Raw genomic sequence first — 25,037 nt, 5'->3', positions numbered from 1 at the left:
ATCATGGTTCTGCGCTCGGAAATTCTGGTGAACAAGAACGTGCTACCGACTAAAGAACAAGCTCTGCCTGGCCGCGAAACCGCAATGACCCTGCCTGAAAAGCACTTCGTGTTCGAAGACACACCGCTGCTCGGCCCGTTTTTCGAAGACGTCGACTTCGCGATCTTCGGTCTGGGCTGCTTCTGGGGTGCCGAGCGGCGCTTCTGGCAGCGTGAAGGCGTGGTCAGCACCGTGGTCGGTTACGCCGGCGGTTACACGCCGAACCCGACCTACGAAGAAGTCTGCTCGGGCCTGACCGGCCACGCTGAAGTGGTTCTGGTGGTGTATGACAAGGCCAAGGTCAGCTACGAAGAGCTGCTGGCGATGTTCTGGGAACTGCACAACCCGACGCAGGGCATGCGCCAGGGCAATGACATTGGCACTCAGTACCGTTCGGTGATCTACGCGACCCATCCGGAGCAACTGGATGCGGCGCTGAAGAGCAAAGCCGTTTATCAGGCTGAGCTGTCGAAGGCAGGTCTGGGTGAAATCAGCACCGAGATTGAACAGGCCCCGACGGTTTACTTCGCCGAGACCTATCACCAGCAGTATCTGGCGAAAAATCCGGAAGGTTACTGCGGGATTGGCGGCACTGGCGTTTGCATGCCACCGAGCCTGGCGGGTAACTGACCACCTCGGCCGATCGTTCCCACGCTCTGCGTGGGAATGCCTCAATGGACGCTCTGCGTCCGCTGTTGGGACGCGGAGCGTCCCGGACTGCATTCCCACGCGGAGCGTGGGAACGATCGGCGATCAATAGAGATCAGCTCTCGGCGATCAACCAATCCATCTGCCATCCACCCTGGGTCTGCCCAAGCTTCTTGGACAGCCACGGCAGCAGCTCACGCAATTCTTCCTCCAGCCCCCACGGCGGATTGGCAATCGCCAGGCCAGAACCGTTCAGGCTGTTCGGCGTGTCCAGCGGATGCACCAACAGCTCGACCCGCAGCAACTTCGGCGCACCGGTGCCGGCCAGATCCTGATAGAAACGACGCAGCGCGCGCTGATCCTTCACCGGATACCAGATCGCTGCCACGGTCTGGCGCATCCGGCCAATGGCCTCTTTCATTGACGCCGCACAACGCTGCATTTCATCAAGCTGCTCGAACGGCGGATCAATCAGCATCACCGCGCGCTTCTCCTGCACCGGCAACATCGCGCGGGCGACATGCCAGCCCTCGCCCAGATGCACTTTGACCCGACGATCGCCGGCCATGTTGTCTTTGAGCAAGACGCCGTCTTCGGGGTGCTTCTCGTTGAGCATCACCCGATCCTGCGGCCGGGTCAGACGCCGCGCCAGCTCCGGCGAACCCGGGTAATAGCGCAACTGGCCATCCGGGTTCATCTCGTGCAGCACTTTCATGTAGTCAGCGGTCAGCGCCGGCAGATCCGGCTGATCCCACAACCGCGCGATGCCTTCCAGGTACTCGCCGGTACGGTTGGCCTGATCGCCCTGCAAGTCATACAGACCGATGCCGGCGTGGCTGTCGAGATAGGCAAACGGCTGCTCCTTGCGCGACATCAGGGCGATGAGGCGGGTCAAGGTCAGGTGTTTGAACACATCGGCGTGATTGCCGGCATGGAAGGCGTGACGATAATTCATGGCTGCTCCTGCGAGGGCCGTGAAGTTTACCTTTTACCGGGCGGCAAGTCAGGGGCTCGCAGCTGAGTGGCGTCCCGCCGCACTGATGATCGTTCCCACGCTCTGCGTGGGAATGCAGCCCGTGACGCTCCGCGTCGCATGGGGTATCAGCCACAATTGCGGTGGATGCCTGGAACGCAGAGCGTCCCTGGAGCCACGCAGAGCGTGGGAACGATCGAGTCAGGACGGTATGGCGTGTAGGCGTTTGCCAATCACATCCAAGACATCACAGCCGTCACGCAGCGGTATCACGCAGAGCTGGGCGAAGTCGCTGAGGATGACCGAGTCGCACTCGACCGAGCCGCGCATGCACATGTTTTCCAGGACCTGGATGACCGCGCGGATGCGGTAGTTGGCGGCGTCCATCAGGATGTCGAGCGGGGCGTGGGTGTCGATGAACAGGGTGGGCATGTCGTTGCAGTTGCTGGTCAGCGCCATGAGGCGGTTGTTGGGGTGAGGGATGAAGGGTTCGTAGGGTGGATCTGGATGAAGCGTGCTCATTGTTTAATCCTCTGGTAGTGAAAGAGGCGCACACCGTTTCCCTCCTACAGGATTGGGTGGCAGCCATGCGCGGGGTAGGAGGACTGAGACCAGAGCACTCAGCCACGCCGAAGCGTGCCCGCGCATAACCGCCGCAAAGGATCTTACGGTCGAGCGAAGACTGCCGCAAATCGGGCAACGACGCTTATGCACTGCTCTGAAATCAGGGCTCCTACGCCCTGCCTCCACACTTGCGGAGACAACCAAAGACTATCCCCGCACCACCGCGCCCACCAGTTCACGCAAACCGCCGCAACTCGCAGGAAACGTCCGAAGCCTTCGCCCGGAAATTTCACTCTGATTCGTCCCGCAAGTAGTCCAGTAATGCCGAAGCCGACGATTCGTCCGACGCCGAAACCGCAAAAAACCTGACAACCTTGCAGCGCAAAACATCGGCGGGAAATGCCTCGAACAACGCCGGCTGCTCCTCGCTCAACCACTGCAAGGCATTGTTGATCCGGGCATCACCGCCAAATTGCGCCAGCAGCTTTTCCGGCACCGACCACCAAGGATACTCCCGCCCCGAGACCCGCGCCCTGCCCCCGATCTCGACTGGCTGACCATTGATCAATACTCGCGAGAGAACCGGCAGCAATTGCCCGGCATCCACCTCGGACGACTCAAGGATCGGCAAAAAAAACCGCCCATCCCAGAACCGGAAGAACACCGCTTTCCCGTCCGGCATCAGCACCTGGGTCAAACTGCGAAAGTGCTCGACCACTGTATCAAGCCCCGCCGAGGACACCGCCAGCCAGCCCCAGTCCCGAGACTCCGTGGTCGCCACCCAATCCAGAAACTCACTGCCCGCGTCGACGATTCCCACGTAGGGCATCACCGCATCCCACTCCGCATAGATCGTTTCCGCCCAGACCGGTTTCGGCATCTGCGCTTTCAGCGGCCAGGCCTTCAGTGGCTCTGCCGCACTGGAGCTACTGAAAATCGCGAACAACTGCTCCGACGGTTTGAGCGGCTCATCCTTCAACCATTGATCAGGCTGCACAAACACCATCCTTGCAGCGCTCGCATTCTTCGCAGAACGGCGCATCACCTTTAAGGCTCATGATTTGCGCGGCAGTCAAAATCGCTGCCGGTGCCGCCATCAGTTTCTCCGGCAACCCCGGCACTGTCGGCGCCGCACTCATCGCCGCCATCGGCGCGCCACCCACCACAATCGGCACGCTGCTGAAGATCCCGCCCGGGCCGATGTTTATCCACTGCCCGCCCGCCTGAATCGTCGCGCTCGCCCCGCCGTCGATCACCACTTGCTGCCCGGCGCTGACGTGGAATTGAGCGCTGGCGTTGATCGCCTGATTGCTCACGCGGATGTGTCGGTCGCCGGTCACCGTGAGGTGATCATCCTGCTTCACTTCGGTCTGGCGCTGGCCATGGGTGATGCGCTGCTCATCCGCTTTCAGTTCATGTTTAGCGAGACCGGTCACGACAACGCTGCGCTGGTTATCCACCTGCACCTGCTGATCATTCAGCACATGCTGCGTCCAGTTTCGCTGGGCGCGCAGGTAGATTTCCTCGGCGCCTTTGCGATCTTCGATGCGCAATTCGTTGTAGCCCCCGCCGCCGGGACTACTCTGGCTGCGGAAAATACTGCGGGTCTTGTCGGCCGGCAGATCCAGCGGCACCGGCGTGGCGGCGTTCGGCAGGCAACCCATGACCAGCGGTTTGTCGGCATCGGAATCGATGAACCCCACCAGCACTTCCATGCCGACCCGCGGAATCAGCACGCTCCCATAACGGTCATGGGCCCAGCCGCTGGCGACCCGCAGCCAGCAGCTGGAATGCTCGTTGAGTTCGCCGTCGCGATCCCAGGCCAGTTGCACCTTGACCCGACCGTACTCGTCGCAATGGATTTCACTGTCTTTCGGGCCGGTGACCACGGCCGGTTGATAGCCAAGCATTCGTGGTTTGTCTGGCCCAAGAGCTGGACGGAAAAACACATCCCACGGTGTTGCAAGAAAGGCATTACGGTAACCTTGGGCATCCTCCCCATCACTGGTCACCGATTCCTCCAGCACTTGCGGCTGTCGGCCATAGTGCTCGATGGCTGTCAGCAACCAGAGGTCATTCCAATCCTGGCGTGGGTGCTCGGCCAGTTGCAGGAAGTGTCCGCAGGCCAGTGCGGATGCATCGCTGCGTCCCTCGACCTGCCGATAATCGGCGACATGCCGCTCAAGTGCGCGCTGAGCCAGTTGCCTGCCGCTCTCGCGATCACTGAACTGGCCGGGAAAGTGATAGTCCTCCAGCACCGGGCGCTGTTCACTGTCGATGCCGCTTTGCATGTGCAGCAGCGGTTTCTCGAAGTTGTAGTCGCGCCGAGTGACAACACTGGTCCGCGTTTCCAGGCGAACGTTGAAGCGCTGGATCGCCGACGCTGTCCCGATCATGCCGCTGCCGGGCAAATACAAGACGGGCTCGGCCAGTCGTGGAAACACGGTCTGGTCATCGCCGAATACCAGAAAATGTCCGCTGGAACTGTGTTGAAAGTGGAAATGAATGCCCACCTCAGCACAAAGGCGCTGGATAAACGCCAAATCACTCTCGGCGTACTGCACGCAATATTCGCGCGCGGGGTAGTCACTTCCCAGTCGGAACTCGAAGGCGTCGCGCAGGATTGCATGATCTTTGAGGATCTGCGCGACAATCTGCGGAACCGTCTGATGCTGGAAAATCCGTTGATTGATCCGATGACCGAGATACATCAGACGTGGAACAAGGCTCAAGTGGTAGCGGGTCAGACGTTTTCCGGAATCCCACTGACCAATCTGATAAATCTGCCCGTGAACACCGTTACCTTGGGCATCAAAACTCAGAAACGCCTGACAATGCAGCAGGCTTTCCAGATCCAGATCCGGCCGCTCACTGACCAACTCCACCTCGAATCGATAGGGTTGGCTGATGGCTTCCTTGCCCGTGAACTCAAGGACTTTGAGGTCAAACTGGGCGCCTTCGACGGTCAACGTGAAACGCGGTTGATTGGCAGGCGCGAACATCCGATGTCTCTCTGCAGATTGAGGGCGGGCGATTCTGCATGAGGGGCAAGGGGTGCAGGCTGGGTGACTGAAAAATCAGATTTTCCCTACTCAAAACTTCGATTTGGCCTTCAACAATCAACGCATCCAACTACAGACACTTCCGTCAGAAATATCGCAGCCTCGTGTGGGAGCTGGCTTGCCAGCGATGGCGATTTGTCAGTCACTCTAAGTGCTGGATGTGTCGCCCTCATCGCTGGCAAGCCAGCTCCCACAGGGATCGCCAGCGCTAATCAGAAATCACAGGCAATAAAAAACGGCCCGCTTCCTACAGGAAGCGGGCCGTTTTCTTGTGAGCCTCAGCTCATCTCCATCACTTGTTCAGATGGAAATCCTTCTCGGCCGCTTCAAAGCGCTGAACCATGCCGGCGCTCGGCTGGCCCATCAGGCTGACGAAGTAGATCGCCAGGCTGGCGAAGATGAAGCCCGGGATGATTTCGTACAGACCCAGCAGCTCGAAGTGCTTCCAGACGATCACGGTGATCGCGCCGACCAGGATGCCGGCCAGTGCGCCGTCACGGGTCATTTTCTTCCAGATCACCGAGATCAGCACCACCGGACCGAAGGCTGCACCGAAACCGGCCCAGGCGTAGGACACCAGACCCAGTACGCGGTTGTCCGGGTTGGCGGCCATCGCGATAGCGATCAGTGCAACCACCAGCACCATGGCGCGACCAACCCATACCAGCTCAACCTGGGAAGCGTTTTTGCGCAGGAAAGCCTTGTAGAAGTCTTCGGTCAAGGCGCTCGAGCACACCAGCAACTGGCAGCTCAGGGTGCTCATTACCGCCGCGAGAATTGCCGACAACAGAACGCCTGCAACCCATGGGTTGAACAGGATTTTCGCCAGTTCGATGAACACGCGCTCGTGGTTTTCGGTGACAGGACCTGCTACTTCCGGGTGCGCCGAGAAGTAAGCGATACCGAAGAAACCCACCGCCACGGTGCCGCCCAGGCACAGGATCATCCAGGTCATGGAGATACGACGGGCCTTGGCGATCGACTTCACCGAATCCGCCGCCATGAAACGCGCCAGGATGTGCGGCTGGCCAAAGTAGCCCAGACCCCAGCCCATCAGCGAGATGATGCCGATGAAAGTGGTGCCCTTGAGCATGTCGAAGTTGCTCGGGTCCTGTGCTTCGATGGCCAGGAACGTGGTGTCCACACCGCCGGTGGCCAGCAGCACGATGATCGGCGTCAGGATCAGCGCGAAGATCATCAGGGTGGCCTGTACGGTATCGGTCCAGCTCACCGCGAGGAAACCGCCGACGAAGGTGTAGGCAATCGTTGCCGCAGCACCGGCCCACAGCGCGGTCTCGTAGGACATGCCGAAGGTGCTTTCAAACAGACGGGCGCCGGCCACGATGCCGGAAGCGCAGTAGATAGTGAAGAACACCAGAATCACGACTGCCGAAATGATCCGCAGCAGACCGCTCTTGTCTTCGAAACGGCTGGAGAAGTAGTCCGGCAGGGTCAGTGCATCGCCGTTGTGCTCGGTCTGAACACGCAGACGGCCGGCGACGAACAGCCAGTTCAGGTAGGCACCGACGATCAGGCCGATGGCGATCCAGCTTTCGGACAGGCCGGACATGTAGATGGCGCCCGGCAGGCCCATCAGCAACCAGCCGCTCATGTCGGAAGCGCCGGCGGACAATGCCGTCACTACGCTGCCCAGGCTGCGGCCACCGAGAATATAGTCAGAAAGGTTGTTGGTGGAGCGATAGGCCATGAAGCCGATCAGCACCATTGCTGCGATGTAGATCACGAACGTGATCAGGGTTGGATTGCTTGCGCTCATTACGTACGTGCCCTGGCTTTGTTTTTATGTAGCGGCGGCGGTTGCACCGTTTGCAGACTGACGTCTGACAGACGATTCGCACGGCCGCGCATTTATGACCAATGTTTCCCCAGGAAAGCCATTGGCCGGTGCGCCGGGTTTCCCCGGTTGCACCTTGGGCGCGAATCCTATGCAACAAAGCAAAACAGGTGCAACCAGTTTCTTGAGAATTAGTTGCACCCAGTCGGATTTATCCTACGGAAGTGGCTTTTTGCTCCCTTTTAACGCAGTCACAGCGCTTTTCTAGAAGCAAAAGCACCAAGCAGGAGCAGCACTTTCGTACCAGAAATTATTTCCTGACGAGTTGCCGATTATTCCGACAAAAAAAGGGTTGCACCCGGTTGCACCTCTTTCGGCTCGCGGCTAATCTTGCCGCCAGCTGTTGTCGCGCAACTGCGGCACCTATGAGGATAAAAATATGGCTACCACCACCCTTGGGGTCAAACTTGACGACCCGACCCGCGAGCGCCTGAAAGCCGCCGCAACCTCGATTGATCGCACACCGCACTGGCTGATCAAGCAGGCAATTTTCAATTACCTGGAAAAACTCGAGGGTGGTGCAACCCTGACCGAGCTGAACGGTTTGGCCGCAAAGGACGCCGACGACGCGGGCGAAGTCCACACCGATCACGCTCACCAATGCTTCCTCGAATTCGCCGAAAGCATCCTGCCGCAATCGGTTCTGCGCGCCTCGATCACCGCTGCTTACCGTCGCCCTGAGCCGGAAGTGGTGCCGATGCTGATCGAGCAGGCTCGCCTGCCGGCGCCGATGGCCGAAGCCACCAACAAACTCGCCGCAACCATCGCGGAAAAACTGCGTAACCAGAAGAGTGCCGGCGGTCGTGCAGGCATTGTTCAGGGCCTGCTGCAGGAATTTTCCCTGTCGTCCCAGGAAGGCGTGGCGCTGATGTGCCTGGCCGAAGCGCTGCTGCGTATCCCGGACAAAGGCACTCGCGATGCGCTGATCCGCGACAAGATCAGCACCGGCAACTGGCAGCCACACCTGGGCAACAGCCCGTCGCTGTTCGTCAACGCAGCGACCTGGGGTTTGCTGCTGACCGGCAAACTGGTGTCGACCCACAACGAAGCCGGCCTGACCTCGTCCCTGAGTCGCATCATCGGCAAGAGCGGCGAGCCGATGATCCGCAAGGGCGTCGACATGGCCATGCGCTTGATGGGCGAGCAATTCGTGACCGGCGAAACCATCGCCGAAGCCCTGGCCAATGCGAGCAAGTTCGAAGCCAAGGGCTTCCGTTATTCCTACGACATGCTGGGTGAAGCGGCGCTGACCGAACACGACGCCCAGAAGTACCTGGCCTCGTACGAACAAGCCATTCACTCGATCGGCAAAGCGTCCCACGGCCGTGGGATTTATGAAGGCCCAGGCATCTCGATCAAGCTGTCGGCCCTGCACCCGCGTTACAGCCGTGCCCAGTACGAGCGCGTGATGGACGAGTTGTACCCGCGCCTGCTGTCGCTGACCCTGCTGGCCAAGCAATACGACATCGGTCTGAACATCGACGCCGAAGAAGCCGACCGCCTGGAGCTGTCGCTGGATCTGCTCGAGCGCCTGTGCTTCGAGCCGCAACTGACTGGCTGGAACGGCATCGGTTTCGTGATCCAGGCCTACCAGAAGCGTTGCCCGTACGTGATCGACTACGTGATCGACCTGGCTCGCCGCAGCCGTCATCGCCTGATGATCCGCCTGGTGAAAGGCGCGTACTGGGACAGCGAAATCAAGCGCGCCCAGGTCGAAGGCCTGGAAGGCTATCCGGTCTACACCCGCAAGGTGTACACCGACGTTTCCTACATCGCCTGCGCCCGCAAACTGCTGTCGGTGCCGGAAGTCATCTACCCGCAGTTCGCCACGCATAACGCCCACACCCTGTCGGCGATTTATCACATTGCCGGTCAGAACTATTACCCGGGCCAGTACGAGTTCCAGTGCCTGCACGGCATGGGCGAACCTCTGTACGAGCAGGTTGTAGGCAAAGTCTCCGAAGGCAAGCTGAATCGTCCGTGCCGTGTGTACGCTCCAGTCGGCACCCACGAAACCCTGCTGGCGTACCTCGTACGTCGTCTGCTGGAAAACGGCGCCAACACCTCGTTCGTCAACCGTATCGCCGACCAGTCGATTTCGATTCAGGAACTGGTGGCCGATCCGGTGGCGCAGATCGAGCAGATGGCAACCGTGGAAGGTGGTTTCGGCCTGCCGCACCCGCGCATTCCGCTGCCGCGTGACCTTTACGGTTCCGAGCGCGCCAACTCCAGCGGCATCGACATGGCCAACGAACACCGTCTGGCGTCGCTGTCCTGCGCCCTGCTGGCCACCGCGCACAACAACTGGAAAGCCGCGCCGATGCTTGGTTGCGCGTCCAGTAACGAAGCGCCGGCACCGGTGCTGAACCCGTCCGATCTGCGTGACGTGGTCGGCCACGTGCAGGAAGCCACCGTCGAAGACGTCGACAACGCCATTCAATGCGCCCTGAACGCTGCACCGATCTGGCAGGCCACCCCGCCGGCCGAACGCGCCGCGATTCTGGAACGCGCCGCTGATCTGATGGAAGGCGAAATCCAGCCGCTGATGGGCCTGCTGGCCCGCGAAGCCGGCAAGACCTTCGCCAACGCCATCGCCGAAGTCCGCGAAGCCGTCGACTTCCTGCGTTATTACGCGGTGCAGGCACGCAACGATTTCAGCAACGACGCCCACCGCCCACTGGGCCCGGTGGTCTGCATCAGCCCGTGGAACTTCCCGCTGGCGATCTTCAGCGGTCAAGTCGCCGCCGCACTGGCCGCCGGTAACCCGGTACTGGCCAAACCGGCCGAGCAAACTCCACTGGTTGCAGCACAGGCTGTGCGTCTGCTGCTCGAAGCCGGGATTCCGGAAGGCGTGCTGCAACTGCTGCCGGGTCGCGGTGAAACCGTCGGCGCCGGTCTGGTGGGCGATGAGCGCGTCAAGGGCGTGATGTTCACTGGCTCCACCGAAGTCGCGCGTTTGCTGCAACGCAACATTGCTGGTCGCCTCGACAACCAGGGCCGTCCGATTCCGCTGATCGCCGAAACTGGCGGCCAGAACGCGATGATCGTCGACTCTTCGGCACTGACCGAACAGGTGGTGATCGACGTGGTGTCTTCGGCCTTCGACAGCGCCGGTCAACGTTGCTCGGCCCTGCGCGTCCTGTGCTTGCAGGAAGATTCCGCTGATCGCGTCATCGAAATGCTCAAAGGTGCGATGGCTGAAAGCCGTCTCGGCAACCCGGAACGCCTGTCCGTGGACATCGGCCCGGTGATCGACGCCGAAGCCAAGGCCGGTATCGAGAAGCACATCCAGGGCATGCGCGACAAAGGTCGCAACGTGTACCAGGTGGCCATCGCCGATACCGAGGAAGTCAAACGCGGCACCTTCGTCATGCCGACCCTGATCGAGCTGGAAAGCTTTGACGAGCTGCAACGCGAGATCTTCGGTCCGGTACTGCACGTGGTGCGCTACAAGCGTAAAGAGATCGACCAGTTGATCGCCCAGATCAACGCCTCCGGTTACGGCCTGACCCTCGGCGTGCACACCCGCATCGACGAGACCATCGCCAAGGTGATCGACAACGTCAACGCCGGTAACGTCTACGTCAACCGCAACATCGTCGGTGCCGTGGTCGGCGTCCAGCCGTTCGGTGGCGAAGGTCTGTCGGGTACCGGTCCGAAGGCCGGTGGCCCGCTGTACCTGTACCGCCTGCTATCGACGCGTCCTACCGATGCCATCGAACAGTCCTTCGCTCGCGGTGATGCTGCCGTGGCACCGGACGTTCGTCTGCGCGACGCCATGAGCAAGCCGCTGACCGCCCTGAAAGCCTGGGCCGACAGCAACAAGTTCGCCGACCTGAGCACCCTGTGCGTGCAGTACGCAGCGCAGTCGCAAAGCGGTATCACCCGCGTACTGGCCGGCCCGACCGGCGAGAAGAACAGCTACGCGATCCTGCCGCGCGAGCACGTGCTGTGCCTTGCTGACATCGAAGGCGATCTGCTGACCCAACTGGCTGCGGTACTGGCGGTGGGCGGTTCGGCGGTCTGGCCGGAGTCCGACACCAGCAAGGCATTGTTCGCACGCCTGCCGAAGGAGATTCAGGCGCGGATCAAACTGGTTTCCGACTGGAACAAGGACGACGTGGTGTTTGATGCGGTTCTGCATCACGGCCATTCCGACCAGTTGCGTGCGGTCTGCCAGCAGATCGCCAAGCGTGCCGGCGCCATCGTTGGAGTTCAGGGCTTGTCCCAGGGCGAGACCAACATTGCACTGGAGCGCCTGGTGATCGAGCGTGCGTTGAGCGTCAACACCGCGGCGGCGGGCGGTAACGCCAGCCTGATGACTATCGGCTAACCCCCCGCTGATCACCGCTGATCGTTCCCACGCTCTGCGTGGGAATGCCTCCTGTGACGCTCTGCGTCACGCCGTTTAGGGGCGCGGAGCGTCCCGGGCTGCATTCCCACGCGGAGCGTGGGAACGATCATGCCTTACCCTCCTTTGGCCTCTCCATCACGCGCATCAATCTTCCTGTTCAGCCTTTATTCGCACGCCTAGACTCGGCCCATTCCAAAAAAAGGTAGGCCGCCATGTCCGAGACGCTGCTCAGTTCCCGCAATCTGGCTTTCGAGCTGTACGAAGTCCTCGATGCCGAGGGCCTGACCCGGCGCGAGCGATTTGCCGAGCACAACCGCGAAACCTTCGATGCGGCCATCGGCACGGCGCGAAACATCGCCGAGAAGTACTTCGCACCGCACAACCGCAAGGGCGACGAGAACGAGCCGCGCTACGAGAACGGTCAGGCGATTCTGATTCCCGAGGTGAAACCGGCGGTGGATGCCTTCCTCGAAGCCGGATTCCTCAACGCTGCGCGCAGTTTCGACGCCGGCGGCATGCAACTTCCTACACTCCTGTCCCAGGCTTGCTTCGCTCACTTTCAGTCGGCGAACGCCGCTTCGACTTCCTATCCGTTCCTGACCATGGGTGCGGCCAACCTGATCGAAAGTTTCGGCACCGAAGAGCAGAAGCAGCGCTTCCTGCAACCGATGATCGACGGCCGCTTCTTCGGCACCATGGCCCTGACCGAGCCCCATGCCGGCTCGTCGCTGTCGGATATTCGTACACGCGCCGAGCCTGCGTCTGACGGCACTTATCGCCTCAAGGGCAACAAGATCTTCATTTCCGGCGGCGATCACCCGCTATCGGAAAACATCGTGCACATGGTGCTGGCCAAGCTGCCGGACGCACCGGCCGGGGTGAAGGGCATTTCGCTGTTCATCGTGCCGAAGTTTCTGGTCAACGATGACGGCAATCTGGGCAAGCGCAATGACGTGCTGCTGGCCGGGCTGTTCCACAAGATGGGCTGGCGCGGTACGACTTCCACGGCGCTGAACTTCGGCGATAACGGCGAGTGTGTCGGCTATCTGGTGGGCAAGCCGCATCATGGTTTGAGCTATATGTTCCAGATGATGAACGAGGCGCGGATCGGCGTCGGCATGGGCGCGGTGATGCTCGGTTATGCCGGTTACCTGTACTCGCTGGAATACGCTCGCGAACGTCCGCAGGGCCGTGTCCCGGACAGCAAGGACCCGACGACGGCGCCAGTGGCGATCATTCAGCACGCCGATGTCAGACGCATGCTGCTGACGCAGAAATCCTACGTTGAAGGTGCGTTCGATCTCGGTCTGTATGCGGCGCGACTGTTCGATGACACCACCACGCTGGAAACCGAGGCCGAGCGCAAACAGGCCCATGAACTGCTGGACTTGCTGACACCGATCGTCAAATCCTGGCCGTCCGAGTTCTGCTTGAAAGCCAACGAACTGGCGATCCAGATTCTCGGTGGCCACGGCTACACCCGCGAATACCCGGTGGAGCAGTACTACCGCGACAACCGCCTGAACCCGATCCACGAAGGCACCCACGGCATTCAGTCGCTGGACTTGCTCGGGCGCAAACTGGCGCAGAACGGTGGCGCCAGGCTCAAGCAACTGATTCGCCTGATTGCCGACACAGCCGAACGCGCGGTGGCGTACGAATCGTTGACCGCATTGCGTGAGCCGCTGGAGAAACTGGTGGCGCGCTTGCAGACGGTGACCATCGGTCTGCTGACCGATCTGGCCCAGGGCAAGGTCAACAGCAGCCTGGCGAACTCGGCGTTGTACCTGAAGGTGTTCGGGCACGCGGTGATTGGCTGGCGCTGGCTTGAACAAGCGATTCGGGCCGAGGAAGGGTTGGCCAAGGGGAATGCGGCGGATGTCGACTTCTATAAGGGCAAGTTGCAGGCGGCGCGTTATTTTCTGACGTGGGAAGTGCCGGGGTGTCAGCATGAATTGGCGTTGCTGGAGGCTCGGGATGATGTTTGCCTGAGCATGCAGGATGCGTGGTTCTAACCCCAGCCTTGTATAACGGCCAAGATCCAATCGCGAGCAAGCTCGCTCCCACAGGGTTACAGGGTGTTCACACATGCAGTGAACTCTCCACGGAACCTGTGGGAGCGAGCTTGCTCGCGATGGCGCCATCACGGGCGCCGCATTATTCAGGTGAGTTTGAACCCACCCATCTGCCGCGCCAGATCATCCGCCAACCGCTGCAACATCTGACAATCCTCGCGACAAGCCCGAACCTCCCCTGCCGTTGCCCGGGCCAGATCGGAAATCCCCTGCACGTTACGATTGATCTCCTCGGTCACCGCAGACTGTTCCTCGGTCGCCGTCGCCACCTGATGATTCATGTCGCTGATGCGCTCGACCTGGCCTGTAATGGCAGTCAAAGACGCCCCGGTACGCTGGCTCGACTCGACTCCGGTGCCAGTTGCGGCCTGCCCGGTGCGCATCGATGAAACCGCATTCTCCGCCCCCTGCTTGAGGCTGCCGATCATCTGCTGGATCTCGTCGGTAGACGCCTGAGTGCGACGCGCCAAGGTGCGGACTTCATCCGCCACCACCGCAAAACCACGCCCCATGTCCCCGGCTCGCGCCGCTTCAATTGCCGCGTTCAGCGCCAACAGATTGGTCTGCTCGGAAACACCGCGAATCACCGCGAGCACCTGATCGATCGACGCCACCTGATGCGCCAGCTCACCCACCGCCCCCGCCGCGACCCCGATTTCATCGGACATGCTTTCTATATGGCGAATCGAGCCACCCACCACTTCCCGCGCCTGCATCGCTTCATCGCGAGCCGTTTGCGAGGCGAGCGCAGCATTGCCGGCGTTCTGGGCGATTTCTTGCACGGTCAGGCCCATTTCGTGGACAGCGGTGGCGACCATGTCGGTCATTTCCTGCTGCCGGCCAGAGCGCTCGGCGGTGTTATCCACAACCCTGGCCACCTGGCCGACAGCGACACGCAGCCGCTCGCTCGTGGTCAGCACTTCGCCGATCATCCCGCGCTGGCTGTCGAGGAAACGGTTGAAGCCCCGCGCAAGATCACCCAACTCATCGGCGCGGCTGGAATCTAACCGATGGGTCAAATCTCCACCACCGCTACCGATTGCTACCAACGCGGCTGTTACCTGACGAATCGGTCGCACCAGTCCCTGGGCCAGCCAGATCACCAACGCCAGGCAAACCAGCGCCACCGCCAGACCGATGCCGCTGCTCATCCACATCGCCCGGCGGGCTTCGGCGTAGATCTGCGACTGTGGCACTTCTGCCACCAGCGTCCAGCCGAGGTCGCGCAAAGGCAGGCTGAAGGCGAGGAAGTCTTCGCCATCGCGCTGGAAGCTGCTGTTGGTCGCCACTTTATGACCCATGACCGCTTGTGCCGCCGAGCCGCCGATCTGCTCGCTCAAGGTGCGCTTGCCGCTGAACTGTGCCTCGGGATGGACCTGGATCAGACCGTCGGAACGCACGAGATAGACCTTGCCGCGCTCGCCGAAGCTGAAGTTGTGGATCAGCTCCGACAGCTCTTTCATGCTCAACCCGAGCCCCGCGACACCGACCACTTTGCCGGCCTGCTCGACCTTCAAATCGATGAACAGCGCCAGCTCTCCGGTGGCCCCGTCGTTGTCGATGTTCAGGGTTCGCGGCTGATTGCTGTCGAGGAAAGAGTAGAACCAGGCATCGGCCGGTTTGGATCGGCTGAGGGTGCGATCCAGGCCTTTTTCGGTGATGTAGTGATTGGATTCGGTGCCGATGATCAGCGCGGTGAACGCCTTGTGTTCGGCGCGGATGCCTTCGAGATACTGCGCGAAGCCCGACGTTTTGCCGGAGTCCTCACCATTGGCCAGCCAGTCGCGGACCATGGCGTTGCTGGCGATGTCCTTGGCGGCGGTGAGGGGTTGAACGAGGATTCGTTCGATGTCGTTGCGCGTCGCTTCGATGCTCGACGGCAGCGCCTGTTCGACCAGATAGCTCTGGGCGAGGCGGTTGACCACCAGGGTATAAATGCCAACCACGATCAGAATGCTGACCAGCAGGGCGGTGCCCATGCCGAGGATCAGCTGCCATTGAATACTGCGACGCCAGAACTGCATGGAGCACCCCCAAAGAATAAGAGGCTGAAACACTGCAACAGCCGTGCCGATTGTATACAACACAATCGACAATCTTATTCTTTGGTTGTGCGCAACCCCATCAACCCTGATTGATGGTCTTGGCGATGCTCTCGACCGTGGCGCTGACTTGCTCTTGGTAACGCTCGAGCTCTTCCTGATGCTGCTTCTTCATTTCAATCTGCTGCGAGCACAGATTCATCGCCGCCAGCACCAGCAGGCGGTCACCGATCAGCGTCGGGTACTTCTTCTTGGTGTCGGCCAGTGCGGCCTTGAGCATCAACGCGGCGTCCAGCAGGGTCTGTTCTTCCCCGGCCGGTGCCTTGATCGAATAGTCCTCCCCCATGATGGAGATGACTTTTACCCCTGCTGTGCCGTGGTTCATGCGCTGACAGGACCTGCGTTGACGCGATCAACCAGGGCCTGGATGCGCGCGGCGGTGGCGCCGTGCTTTTCTTCCTGTTCCATCAGGCTCAGTTGCAGGCTTTCGTTTTCATCCTTGGCCTGGGCCAGTTCCGTGGACAGGGTCTGGTTGGTTTGCGAGAGGGTCTGGTTCTGCTGCACCAGATCGCTGACGAGCTGTTCCAATTGGCTGAGGGATGCTTCCAACATTTTGATCTTCCAGGGCTTTTTCAAAGGGCGCGTACGATAAAGAAAAGTCGTCGTTGACGCCAGGGTTAAACCGGCGCAAGGCCTTGATTTTCCTGGCGGCCGACCATTCTTGCGAGTGTTAGAGACTGTGATCTGCCGATCTGGTTCCTGCACTTCGTCGCTTGCGTGCGGATGCGACAAATACGCACACCGACTCAAGACTTTAGTCGTATGACCGATAAGTCACCCAACAGCAGTCTCAGCCCGCACGGATGCGGCCCTTCTTTGGTATCCGCCTCCATGTCCCTTCGCAATATGAACATCGCCCCCCGGGCGTTCACCGGCTTCGCCCTGATCGGCGGCCTGATGCTGATTCTCGGTGTGTTCGCCCTGAACCAGATGAGCAAAATCCGCGGCGCCGCCGAAAACATCACCACCACCAGCGTGCCGAGCATCAAGAACCTCGACGAGTTCACTCAGTTGACCCTGCGCCTGCGGGTGCTGTCGTACCGTTTGCTGGTAAACCGCGAGCCGGACGTGCAGCAGAAAACCGTCGAGCTGCTGGAGATGCGCAACCAGCAGATCCGCAAGGCCCAGTCCGATTACGAGCCATTGATCGGCAGCCCGGCCGAGCGTGCGGCCTATGACCAGTACGTGCAGTTGCTGGGTCAATACCGCCAGATCGAAGACCGGATGAAAACCCTGTCGCGCAACAATCAGGTGGATGAGCTGCGCAACCTGCTGAACACCGAATTGCTGAGCAACTCTGAAGCGATCAATACCGTGCTCAATCGCCTGATGCAGATCAACGGCAAGCAGATCAGCGAAACCAACCAGCAGGCCGCCGACCAATATTCCTCGGCTTTCAATCTGGTGGTGACCCTGCTGGTGATCGCCACCGGCCTGACTTTCCTGTTTGCCTGGCTGCTGACCCTGAGCATCACCAGGCCGATCTCGAAAGCACTGGAGGCCGCGGAAACCATCGCCGAAGGCAACCTGACCCAGCCGATCCACGTTGACGGCACCGACGAAGCCGGGCGTCTGCTGGCGGCCATGGCCAAGATGCAATCGAAGCTGCGCGACACCCTGCAGCGGATTTCCGGCTCGGCCACCCAACTGGCGTCCGCCGCCGAAGAGCTGAACAGCGTCACCGACGAAAGCGCCCGTGGCCTGACCCAGCAGAACAACGAAATCGAGCAGGCCGCCACCGCGGTCAACGAGATGACCAGCGCCGTGGAAGAAGTCGCGCGCAACGCGGTCAGCACCTCGGAAGCCTCGAAGGACGCAACCACCTCCGCCGGCGACGGCCGCGACCTGGTGCAGGAAACCGTCAGCGCCATCGAACGCATGAGCGCCGACGTGCAGAGCACTGCGACCCTGATCGGCGACCTGGCCAACGAATCCCGCGACATCGGCAAGGTGCTGGATGTGATCCGGGGCCTGGCCGACCAGACCAACCTGCTGGCACTGAACGCTGCGATTGAAGCGGCCCGCGCCGGTGAAGCCGGTCGTGGTTTTGCCGTGGTGGCTGACGAAGTCCGTGCTCTGGCCCACCGCACCCAGCAGTCGACCAGCGAAATCGAGCGCATGATCGGCAGCATCCAGAGCGGCACCGAGCACGCCGTGGACTCGATGCGCAACAGCACCGAGCGCGCCGAGTCGACTCTGAACATCGCCCGTGGCGCCGGCCTGTCGCTGGACACCATCAACACGGCCATTGTCCAGATCAACGAGCGCAACCTGGTCATCGCCAGTGCCGCCGAAGAACAGGCGCAAGTGGCGCGGGAAGTGGATCGCAACCTGGTGAACATCCGCGATCTGTCGGTGCAATCGGCGACCGGGGCGAATCAGACCAGTGCGGCGAGTAATGAGCTGTCGCGCCTGGCGCTGGATCTGAACAATATGGTTGGGCGGTTCAGCCTCTGAGATAGAAGCCCCCTTTTGATCATTCCCACGTCGAGAGGTTGATCGTTCCCACGCTCTGCGTGGGAATGCAGCCCGGGACGCTCTGCGTCCCAAAAGCGGACGCAGAGCGTCCATTGAGGCATTCCCACGCGGAGCGTGGGAACGATCGCCTCCCCTGGTACAAAAGCTTTTTGACAGCATCACATTTCAACAGGTTAGAATCGCTGGCACGCAGACTGCATGGTCAGTTTGCGCCCGTCTTTCCGCTTCTGGAGTACTGCCTTTGAATGCGACGACCATCAACAGCCTGTTCTTGATCGGCGCGTTGCTGGTAGGCGCAAGCATTCTTGTCAGCTCCCTTTCTTCCCGTCTCGGCATCCCGATTCTGGTGATCATCCTCGCAGTCGGCATGACTGCCGGGGTCGATGGCGGCGGCATCATTTTCGATAACTACCCGACGGCCTATCTGGTCGGCAACCTCGCACTGGCAGTGATCCTGCTCGACGGTGGCTTGCGCACCCGGGTGTCCAGTTTCCGTGTGGCCCTGTGGCCGGCATTGTCACTTGCGACGGTCGGGGTACTCATCACCACCGGCCTCACCGGCATGGCCGCCGCTTGGCTGTTCGACCTCAACCTGATCCAGGGCCTGCTGATCGGCGCCATCGTCGGTTCCACAGACGCCGCAGCAGTGTTCTCGCTGCTCGGCGGCAAGGGCCTGAACGAGCGGGTGACCGCCAGCCTGGAAATCGAATCCGGCAGCAACGACCCGATGGCGGTGTTCCTCACCGTGACCCTGATCGACATGCTCGCCAGCGGCCAGACCGGTCTGCACTGGAGCCTGCTGACCCACCTGATCCGCGAGTTCGGCATCGGCGGTGTGATCGGTCTGGGCGGTGGCTGGCTGATGCTGCAACTGGTCAACCGGATCAATCTGGCGGCCGGTCTGTATCCGATTCTGGTGATCGCCGGCGGTCTGGTGGTGTTCGCCCTGACCAACGCCCTGCACGGCAGCGGCTTCCTCGCCGTGTACCTGTGCGGTCTGGTGATCGGCAACCGGCCGGTGCGCAGCCGTCACGGCATCCTGCACATGCTCGACGGCATGGCGTGGCTGGCGCAGATCGGCATGTTCCTGGTGCTGGGGCTGCTGGTCACGCCGCATGATCTGCTGCCAATTGCCTTGCCTGCACTGGGTCTGGCGCTGTGGATGATTCTGTTCGCACGGCCGCTGTCGGTGCTGGTCGGGCTGCTGCCGTTCAAGGCTTTCCATGGCCGCGAAAAGGCGTTCATTTCCTGGGTCGGCCTGCGTGGCGCGGTACCGATCATTCTGGCGGTGTTCCCACTGATGGCCGGGCTGCCGAATGCACAGCTGTACTTCAACCTCGCGTTCTTTATCGTGCTGGTGTCGCTGCTGGTACAGGGCACAAGCCTGCCGTGGGTGGCCAAGCTGCTCAAGGTGACCGTACCGCCGGAACCGGCGCCGATCTCCCGCGCGGCCCTCGAAGTGCACGTCACCAGCGAGTGGGAGCTGTTCGTTTACAAGCTCGGCGCGGAAAAATGGTGCATCGGTTCTCCCCTGCGCGAACTGAAAATGCCCGAAGGCACCCGTATCGCCGCCCTGTTTCGCGGTCAGCAACTGCTCCATCCGTCGGGTAGTACGGTGCTGGAAGTCGATGATTTGCTGTGTGTTATCGGCCATGAACACAACTTGCCGGCCCTCGGAAAACTGTTCAGCCAGGCACCGCAACGGGGCCTCGATCTGCGCTTCTTCGGCGACTTCGTACTCGAAGGAGACGCCCAGCTCAAAGCGGTTGCGGCGCTCTATGGCCTCTCGGCCGAAGGCATCGATCCGGACATGACACTGGGTACGTTCATCGCCCACAAGGTCGGGGGTGCACCGATCGTCGGCGACCAGGTGGAATGGAACAACACCCACTGGACGGTTGCAGTCATGGACGGGAACAAGATCGGCAAAGTGGGCGTCAGATTCCCCGAAGGAAGTCGCCCGGGCCCCGGGCTCTTCCTCTAAACTGCGTCCACTCTCACTTGCTTGACCGGTCTCTATGCCTACCCTGCGCTCCTTTTTCGTCGCGGCCCTGCTGGGCCTGAGTCTTTCCGTCGGCCCGCTGCAAGCCGCCGAACCGCCGTCCAGCGAAGCCGTGCAGGCCAGTCTGGACAAGATCGCCGACAGCAAACTGCCCGACGCCGATAAAAAGACCCTGCAGACGGTCCTGCAAAACACGCTGAACCAGCTCAACAACCGGCGTGACTACGAGCAAAAGCTCAGCGACCTCAAGCAGCAGTTGGCCACCGCGCCGAAGCAGACCATCGAGAACGCACGCGAGCTGACCCGCCTCAAGGCCAGCGCCTTGGTGCCGGTGGCGCAGCGCTTCCCCAAGGAAAACATCCAGCAGCTGGAGCAGATGCTCACCGAGCGCTCGACCCAGCAAAGCGATCTGCAAAAGGCCCTGGCCGAAGCCAACAGCCTGATCATCACCGCCCAGACCCGCCCCGAGCGCGCCCAGGCCGAGATTTCCAGCAGCCAGACGCGCATCCAGCAGATCAACAACATCCTCAAGACCGGCAAGGACGGCGGCAAGACCCTGAGCGCCGAGCAACGCGACCAGATCAACGCCGAGCTGGCCGCCCTGAACGCGCTGATCCCGCTGCGCCGCCAGGAACTGGCCGGCAATAACCAGTTGCAGGATCTGGGCAACAGTCAGCATGACCTGCTCTCGGAGAAATCCGACCGACTGGACCGCGAGATTCAGGAACTGCAAACCCTGATCAACCAGAAGCGTCTGGCCCTGTCTCAGGAAACCGTGACCCAGCAATCGATCGAGGCGCAGAAGTCCGGCGGCAGCACCCTGCTCGCCACCGAAAGCGCGGCTAACCTCAAGCTCTCCGACTACCTGCTCAAGAGCACCGACCGCCTCAACGAAGTCACCCAGCAGAACCTGCAGACCAAACAGCAACTGGACAGCGTGACCCAGAGCGATTCGGCCCTCGACGAGCAGATCAACGTGCTCAAGGGCAGCCTGCTGCTGTCGAAGATTCTCTACAAGCAGAAACAAGCGCTGCCGCGACTCAAGGTCGATCGTGACCTGGCGGACCAGATCGCCGACATCCGCCTGTATCAGTTCGAAGTCAGCCAGCAACGTGAACTGCTGAGCAACCCGACGGCTTACGTCGACAACCTGCTGTCCACCCAGCCGCCGGAGCAGGTCACGCCGCAACTGCGCAAGAGCCTGCTGGAACTGGCCAACACCCGCGCCGACCTGCTGGAGCGTCTGAACCGCGAACTGAGCGCGATGCTCAACGAGTCGATCACCCTGCAACTGAACCAGAAACAACTGCTGAGCACCGCGCAGAGCCTGCGCGCGACCCTCGACGAGCAGATGTTCTGGATTCCCAGCAACAAGCCGCTGGACACCGAGTGGATGCGCGGCGTGCCGGAACGCCTGAAGCGTCAGATCGACACCTTGCCGCTGGCCTCGAGCTTCAGCGAACTGACCGACGGCCTGACCCAGCGACCGCTGTTGTTCCTGCCGCTGGCGCTGCTGATCGGCGCGCTGCTGTGGCGCCGCAAGCAACTGTATTCGCGCCTGAACAAGGTTCACCAGGACATCGGTCACTTCAAGCGTGACAGCCAGTGGCATACACCGCAGGCGATCCTGATCAATATTCTGCTGGCGATGCCGGTGGCGCTGGGCCTGGCCCTGTGCGGACTGGCGTTGCAGATCGACGCCCGCGGGCAGAACGCCAACATGGGCGCGGCGCTGCTGCAAATGGCCCAGGCATGGCTCGTGTTTTACACCGCTTACCGGATCCTCGCGCCAGGCGGCGTGGCCGAGTTGCACTTCCGCTGGGAAAAGCCGCAGGTCGAATTCCTGCAGGGCTGGGTGCGTCGCCTCGGATTGGTGGTCATGGCGCTGGTGGCCGTCGTGGCGGTTGCCGAACTGCAACCGGCGGCACTGGCCGACGATGTCATCGGCATGCCGGTGGTGCTGACCTGCTACGCCCTGATGGCGTGGCTGCTCAGCCGCCTGCTGATCAGCAGCCCGACCCACGAAAACGCCTCGCTGTTCCGCAAGGCCGTGGGCGTGATGTTCACCCTGCTGCCCATCGCGCTGTTCGTCGCCGTGTGCTTCGGCTACTACTACACCGCCCTGAAGCTCAGCGACCGCTTGATCAACACCCTGTACCTGCTGATGTTCTGGCTGGTGATCGAAGCCACGTTCGTCCGGGGCCTCGCGGTTGCGGCACGCCGTCTGGCCTACCAGCGCGCCCTGGCCAAACGTCAGGCCGCGAAAGAAGCCGGCGACGGCGAAGCGGTGATCGAAGAGCCGACCCTGGACATCGAGAAGGTCAACGAACAGTCCCTGCGCCTGATCCGTCTGGCGCTGCTTGGCGGTTTCATCGCCGCGCTGTACTGGGTCTGGGCCGACCTGATCACGGTGTTCTCGTACCTCGACAACATCACCCTCTACGAGTACACCAGCGGCACCGGCGCCAACATGAGCATGGTGCCGATCAGCATCGGCGACATGCTCGGCGCGCTGATCATCATCGGCATCACCTTTGCGCTCGCCCGCAACTTGCCGGGCCTGCTTGAAGTGTTCGTACTGTCGAAACTCAATCTGGCCCAGGGCAGTGCCTACGCGACCACGACGCTGCTGTCCTACGTGATCGCCGGGGTCGGCTTCGTCTCGACCCTGTCGACCCTCGGCGTGAGCTGGGACAAGTTGCAGTGGCTGGTGGCGGCGCTGTCGGTGGGCCTCGGTTTCGGCATGCAGGAGATCTTCGCGAACTTCATCTCCGGCATCATGATCCTGTTCGAACGCCCGGTGCGGATCGGCGACACCATCACCATCGGCAACCTGTCCGGCACGGTGAGCAAAATCCGCATCCGCGCCACGACCATCACCGACTTCGACCGCAAGGACATCATTGTCCCGAACAAGACGTTCATCACCGGGCAACTGATCAACTGGTCGCTGACCGACACCATCACCCGGGTGACCCTGAAACTGGGCGTCGATTACGGTTCGGATCTGGATCTGGTCAAGGAACTGCTGCTCAAGGCCGCCCGGGAAAACCCGCGCGTGCTCAAGGAACCCGAGCCGCACGTGTACTTCCTCAACTTCGGCGAAAGCACCCTCGACCACGAATTGCGCATGCATGTGCGCGATCTCGGCGACCGCAACCCGGTGCTCGATGAGGTCAACCGCTTCATCAACCGCGAATTCAAGAAGCAGCACATCAACATCTCGTTCCGCCAGATGGAGGTTTACCTGAAGAACCTACACGGTCAGGAATACAAGATGGTGCCGATCGAACCGGAAACCAAAACCATCGTGCCGGTCAGCGACGACCAGAAACCGTTGCAGGAACCGCCGCCGGCCAAACTCGACTAACCCGCCTAATCCCAGCAGAATGCTCGGACATTCTGCTGGAGCCGGTCCTTGAAAGCCCTCGACGAACTGACCTTCGACAACCGCTTCGCCCGTCTGGGTGATGCGTTCTCGGCCCATGTGCTGCCTGAACCGATCGACAATCCGCGACTGGTGGTCGCCAGCCCTGCGGCCCTGGCGCTGCTGGATCTGGATCCAGCGGTGGCCGACACCCAGGAGTTTGCCGAGCTGTTCGGCGGCCACAAGCTGTGGGCCGATGCCGAGCCGCGGGCGATGGTCTATTCCGGGCATCAGTTCGGCGGTTACACCCCGCAACTGGGCGACGGTCGTGGGTTGTTGCTGGGCGAGGTCTACAACGCGGCCGGTGAGCACTGGGACTTGCATCTGAAGGGCGCCGGGCAGACGCCGTTCTCGCGCATGGGCGATGGTCGCGCTGTGCTGCGTTCGTCGATCCGCGAGTTTCTCGCGTCCGAAGCGCTGCATGCGCTGAACATCCCGTCTTCGCGCGCCGCCTGCGTGATCGGCTCCGACACCCCGGTGTGGCGTGAGAAACAGGAACGCGCCGCGATGGTGCTGCGCCTGGCGCCGAGCCATATCCGTTTCGGCCACTTCGAATATTTCTATTACACCAAGCGTCCCGAACAGCAGAAGCAGCTCGGCGAACACGTGTTGGCGATGCACTACCCCGAATGCCTGGAACAGCCGGAACCGTATCTGGCGATGTTCCGCGAGATCGTCGAGCGCAACGCCGAACTGATCGCCAAGTGGCAGGCCTACGGCTTCTGCCACGGCGTGATGAACACCGACAACATGTCGATCCTCGGCATCACTTTCGACTTCGGCCCGTTCGCCTTCCTCGACGATTTCGACGCGAACTTCATCTGCAACCATTCCGACGACCAGGGCCGCTACTCGTTCAGCAATCAGGTGCCGGTCGGCCAGTGGAACCTCAGCGCCCTGGCCCAGGCCCTGACGCCATTCATCAGCGTCGAAGCCCTGCGCGAAACCCTCGGCCTGTACCTGCCGCTGTTCCAGGCGCACTACCTCGACCTGATGCGCCGCCGCTTCGGCTTCACCACCGCCGAGGACGACGACCAGCAACTGCTGGAACAACTGCTGCAACTGATGCAGAACAGCGGCGTCGACTACACGCTGTTCTTCCGCCGCCTGGGCGAAGAGTCAGCCGAACAGGCCGTCGCACGCCTGCGCGATGACTTCGTCGATATCAAAGGTTTCGATGCGTGGGGCGAGCGCTATGTCGCCCGTGTCGCACGCGATGGCGCAACCGATCAGGAACAGCGCCGCGCGCGGATGCACGCGGTGAATCCGCTCTACATCCTGCGCAACTATCTGGCGCAGAAGGCGATTGATGCGGCGGAACAGGGTGACTACTCCAAAGTGCGCCGGCTGCATGCGGTGTTGAGCAATCCATTCGAGGAACAACCTGGAATGGAGAACTATGCGGAACGGCCGCCGGAGTGGGGCAAGCATTTGGAGATCAGTTGTTCCTCTTGAGCC

General features: G+C 61.3%; 15 protein-coding genes and 1 pseudogene. 7 read left to right on the top strand and 9 right to left on the bottom strand.

The genetic code is table 11. The annotated features are described in order from the left end of the window. Window positions 1-3 precede the first annotated feature (3 nt). Complete coding sequence (gene msrA, locus IHQ43_RS02425) at window positions 4-669, top strand: peptide-methionine (S)-S-oxide reductase MsrA (RefSeq protein ID WP_007952303.1); 666 nt, start codon at window positions 4-6, stop codon at window positions 667-669. Between the two features lie 133 nt (window positions 670-802). On the opposite strand, the gene IHQ43_RS02420 is transcribed toward msrA, so the two are convergent. The 5 genes from IHQ43_RS02420 to putP all read right to left on the bottom strand — a co-directional run bounded on the left by IHQ43_RS02420 (window position 803) and on the right by putP (window position 7,063). Continuing rightward, window positions 803-1,642, bottom strand: coding sequence for a 23S rRNA (adenine(2030)-N(6))-methyltransferase RlmJ (locus IHQ43_RS02420; protein ID WP_007952304.1), 840 nt, complete (start codon window positions 1,640-1,642; stop codon window positions 803-805). 219 nt (window positions 1,643-1,861) lie between these two features. Next, window positions 1,862-2,182: a hypothetical protein gene (locus IHQ43_RS02415; protein ID WP_085608455.1), complete on the bottom strand. Its 321-nt coding sequence runs from the start codon at window positions 2,180-2,182 to the stop codon at window positions 1,862-1,864. A gap of 331 nt (window positions 2,183-2,513) precedes the next feature. Continuing rightward, complete coding sequence (locus IHQ43_RS02410; protein WP_192564938.1) at window positions 2,514-3,230, bottom strand: DUF4123 domain-containing protein; 717 nt, start codon at window positions 3,228-3,230, stop codon at window positions 2,514-2,516. Next, window positions 3,211-5,226 (bottom strand): type VI secretion system Vgr family protein, encoded by a 2,016-nt coding sequence (locus IHQ43_RS02405; RefSeq protein WP_192563247.1) that lies wholly within the window; start codon window positions 5,224-5,226, stop codon window positions 3,211-3,213. The genes IHQ43_RS02410 and IHQ43_RS02405 overlap by 20 nt, the downstream gene beginning before the upstream one ends. A 352-nt stretch (window positions 5,227-5,578) precedes the next feature. Next, window positions 5,579-7,063: a sodium/proline symporter PutP gene (gene putP, locus IHQ43_RS02400; RefSeq protein ID WP_192563246.1), complete on the bottom strand. Its 1,485-nt coding sequence runs from the start codon at window positions 7,061-7,063 to the stop codon at window positions 5,579-5,581. A 457-nt stretch (window positions 7,064-7,520) separates the two neighbouring features. Between putP and putA the strand changes: the two genes are divergently transcribed. Next, complete coding sequence (gene putA, locus IHQ43_RS02395; protein ID WP_192563245.1) at window positions 7,521-11,474, top strand: trifunctional transcriptional regulator/proline dehydrogenase/L-glutamate gamma-semialdehyde dehydrogenase; 3,954 nt, start codon at window positions 7,521-7,523, stop codon at window positions 11,472-11,474. 233 nt (window positions 11,475-11,707) lie between these two features. Next, a complete protein-coding gene (locus tag IHQ43_RS02390) occupies window positions 11,708-13,510 on the top strand; it encodes an acyl-CoA dehydrogenase (RefSeq protein WP_192563244.1) in 1,803 nt (600 codons plus the stop codon). Between the two features lie 146 nt (window positions 13,511-13,656). Here IHQ43_RS02390 and IHQ43_RS29925 read toward each other — a convergent pair whose 3' ends face one another. The 4 genes and pseudogenes from IHQ43_RS29925 to IHQ43_RS02375 all read right to left on the bottom strand — a co-directional run bounded on the left by IHQ43_RS29925 (window position 13,657) and on the right by IHQ43_RS02375 (window position 16,224). Next, window positions 13,657-14,388 (bottom strand): methyl-accepting chemotaxis protein, encoded by a 732-nt coding sequence (locus IHQ43_RS29925; RefSeq protein ID WP_459797306.1) that lies wholly within the window; start codon window positions 14,386-14,388, stop codon window positions 13,657-13,659. 135 nt (window positions 14,389-14,523) lie between these two features. Continuing rightward, window positions 14,524-15,549: pseudogene (locus tag IHQ43_RS29920) on the bottom strand (cache domain-containing protein); the annotation flags it as partial. Between the two features lie 145 nt (window positions 15,550-15,694). Continuing rightward, a complete protein-coding gene (locus IHQ43_RS02380) occupies window positions 15,695-15,997 on the bottom strand; it encodes a cell division protein ZapA (protein ID WP_192563242.1) in 303 nt (100 codons plus the stop codon). After that, on the bottom strand, window positions 15,994-16,224 hold the full coding sequence (locus tag IHQ43_RS02375) for a hypothetical protein (RefSeq protein ID WP_064592964.1): 231 nt from the start codon (window positions 16,222-16,224) through the stop codon (window positions 15,994-15,996). Before IHQ43_RS02375 ends, IHQ43_RS02380 begins: the two co-directional genes overlap by 4 nt. Window positions 16,225-16,503: 279 nt before the next feature. Between IHQ43_RS02375 and IHQ43_RS02370 the strand changes: the two genes are divergently transcribed. The 4 genes from IHQ43_RS02370 (at window position 16,504) to selO (ending at window position 25,034) form a co-directional block, all read left to right on the top strand. Further along, the gene (locus IHQ43_RS02370; RefSeq protein WP_192563241.1) at window positions 16,504-18,129 is read left to right on the top strand and encodes a methyl-accepting chemotaxis protein; all 1,626 of its coding nucleotides are present in this window, start codon (window positions 16,504-16,506) and stop codon (window positions 18,127-18,129) included. Between the two features lie 262 nt (window positions 18,130-18,391). Next, complete coding sequence (locus IHQ43_RS02365; protein WP_192563240.1) at window positions 18,392-20,134, top strand: potassium/proton antiporter; 1,743 nt, start codon at window positions 18,392-18,394, stop codon at window positions 20,132-20,134. Window positions 20,135-20,168: 34 nt separating this feature from the next. Then, the gene (gene mscK, locus IHQ43_RS02360; protein WP_192563239.1) at window positions 20,169-23,522 is read left to right on the top strand and encodes a mechanosensitive channel MscK; all 3,354 of its coding nucleotides are present in this window, start codon (window positions 20,169-20,171) and stop codon (window positions 23,520-23,522) included. A gap of 48 nt (window positions 23,523-23,570) precedes the next feature. After that, window positions 23,571-25,034 (top strand): protein adenylyltransferase SelO, encoded by a 1,464-nt coding sequence (gene selO / locus IHQ43_RS02355; RefSeq protein WP_192563238.1) that lies wholly within the window; start codon window positions 23,571-23,573, stop codon window positions 25,032-25,034. Window positions 25,035-25,037 lie beyond the last annotated feature (3 nt).

Source organism: Pseudomonas gozinkensis (assembly GCF_014863585.1).
Classification (GTDB): Bacteria; Pseudomonadota; Gammaproteobacteria; order Pseudomonadales; family Pseudomonadaceae; genus Aquipseudomonas; species Aquipseudomonas gozinkensis.
Note: the sequence above shows the minus strand (reverse complement) of the source record. Positions and strands in the feature narration are given on the sequence as shown.